The organism is Clostridia bacterium, assembly GCA_019683875.1.
Lineage (GTDB): Bacteria > Bacillota > Sulfobacillia > RBS10-35 > Bu92 > Bu92.
Map to the genome: position 1 here is coordinate 1 of JADGHN010000187.1, position 2,493 is coordinate 2,493.

At 67.2% G+C, this 2,493-nt stretch carries 2 protein-coding genes; both read right to left on the reverse strand.

The genetic code is table 11. The annotated features are described in order from the left end of the window. On the reverse strand, positions 1-968 hold a 968-nt coding region (locus IRZ18_09725), incomplete at its 3' end, for a hypothetical protein (GenBank protein ID MBX5477383.1). A 12-nt stretch (positions 969-980) separates the two neighbouring features. Further along, the coding region (locus IRZ18_09730) for a phage tail tape measure protein (protein ID MBX5477384.1) at positions 981-2,493 on the reverse strand (1,513 nt) is incomplete at its 5' end.

Here is a 2,493-nt window from a genome sequence, read left to right on the forward strand (position 1 = left end):
ATGTCCTCCACCATTCCCGTGCCGCCGCCCTCGACGTTCTGGCGGTCAATGATCGCGGCGTCGTCTTGAGACAGCACGATGATGTTGAAAAGGCCCCGGTACGTGACCTGAAGCGTGTCCGAGGCCGTGAGAGGCGGCACGGAATCGTCCTGAGTGATGACGGCGTCGCCCTTGTTCCAGAACCACTGCCGGCCCGTGTCGACGCCCTTGATGCCGACCGTCTGCGGCTGGCCGTTGACCAGGATCGTCGGCTCCTCGGCCAGCGGGAAGCCGAGCGCGAAGGACCTCGTGGAGCCGTCCCCTACCCGGACCTCCGTCTGCGGGTCGGTGACGGCCTGGCCTCCCCGGACGTACTGCCGGTTGCGGTACAGGTCCGCCGTCACCTGAAGCGTCACGGACCCGCGCCGCGCGATGGAGTTGTCGGCGGCATACGGAGCCTGGACCGCGGTTCGGTCGCAGAACCAGAGCACGCGGTCATAGCCGATCCACCACGTGAACCCGGCCGCCTGCGCGAGCGCGTCCAGCGCCTGCGACGCCGGGACGTAGTTGAGCACGGTGCTGTGAATCGTCGGACCCTCCTGAACGCTCTCGGCGGTGGCTTGCACGCCCTCGGCGCCGAGGTACTTGGCGATGAGGTCCCGGACGATGTCGCCGGCCGTGGTGTCGGTGTACGACTCCGAGACGATCCGCTTATCGGCCAGGTAGTGCATGTCGACGCAGCGGACCGTGTGCCAGAGGCGGTAGTCGCCCGGCGCCAGCTTCTGCTCCGTCACGTCGTTCACAAATCCGGCGAAGGCCAGGGCGCCGTCGTCCGTCTCCACGCGCACCGGCTGGCCCTTTGTGAAGTGCATGGAGCCGGCCTCGTCCCAGACGACGAACTCGCACGTGGAGCGCTCTTCAATGGCCTCGGTGATGCGCAGGCTGTACTTTTTGATCTGCACCTGCTGGCGGCCGACGTAGACGCGCACCAGGATCGCCTCCTAGATGCGGGCCCCAGCCCTCAGCCGGATCTCCTCAACGAGTGGCTGGCCGATGGCGCGGGCGATCGTGCGACCGTCGAGTTCGACCACGATGTTGACCTGACCTGGCCGCGGCGGCGCCCCAGGCTGGCTCGGCATTGGCGCGGCCGACGGCGCAGCCGCCGCAGCAAGAGAGGCAGCCGGCATAGACAGGATCATCTGCCCCACCGGCTGCGAGAACGCCGCGGCGACCGGCGTGATGAGGTCCGCCACCGCCGCCTGCACGAGAGGGGCACTCGCCCGAATGCCTTCAGCGAACGTCCGGACGAGGTTCGGGCCCCACTGGTCGGCCTCGCTGCCCGGGCCTTCTTCCGCCGGCGAGTGGAAGCCGAGGAATCGCCAGATGGCATGGGCCACGTTGCTCGCCGCCGAGGCGACGGAGTCAGCCATGCTTTCAATGCCGCGGACGATGCTGTGGATCAGGTTCCGGCCCCACGAGTAGGCCTCCTGGATCAGCCCCGAGACGAAGGACCGGATGCGGTTGAACGGCCCTTCAGCCGCCGCGACGATGCTGGTCGCCGCTCCCGCGATGGCGCTGCGGAGCGAGTTCCAGGCCGAGGAGACCGTCGAGGCGATGGCGTTCCACACCGAGGAGGTGACGCTTCGCACCGCGTTCCAGGCGCCGCCGATGGCCGAGTGGATCGCGTTGAACACCGACTGCGCGGCGCTTCGGATCGCGCTCCACTCACCCAGCAGCCAGGACCGGATGCTGCCCCACACAGCACTTGTGACACTGCTTACGACCGCCCACGCATGGCGGATGGCGTCAACCAGGTCCTGAAAGTAGTAGTTGTGCTCATAGAGCCACCGGAACGCCGCGACCACGGCGTTCGCCACGTCCTGGGCCGCGGTTTTGAGCCAGGACGAGAGCGAGCTCCAGAGGTTCACGATGAACGTCCGGATCTGCTCCCAATGCTGCGCAATCAGTAGAGGCACGCCGATGAACGGCGCGAGCACCGCCAGGATTGCCGGTCCCCACGTGGCAAGGAAGCCCCGGAGCCACGCCCAGAAGTTCGCCAGGCTCTGCCGGATGCCGTTCCACAAATTCTCGAAGAATGGCCCGATCGAGTCCCAGTTCTTGATGATCTCGTAGGCTGCGGCCCCGATTGCAATCGCGACCAGCCCGACTGGGCCGGCGAGTGCCAGGAAGCGGGCGCCAAGGGCAACGAGCTTGCCGTTTAACAGCTCGTTGAGTTCGATTATGTTCCCGATGCTGCCGGCCAGGGTGCCCAGGACGATCAGGAGCGGCCCAACGGCCGCCGCGAGCCCCAGGAACCCCAGGACGACGTTCTGGACCGGCGCGGGAAGCTCGCCGAACCGGTTGATCAGGTCCGTCAGGCGCTGGATGAACGCCGTGACGGGCGGCAGGAGGCGCTGGCCCACGGTGGTCAGAAGCGTCTCCATGGCGTTTCTGAACGCCTGCATGGCGCCATTGAAGCCCTGCATCTTGGATGCCGCCACTTCCTGCGCGCCG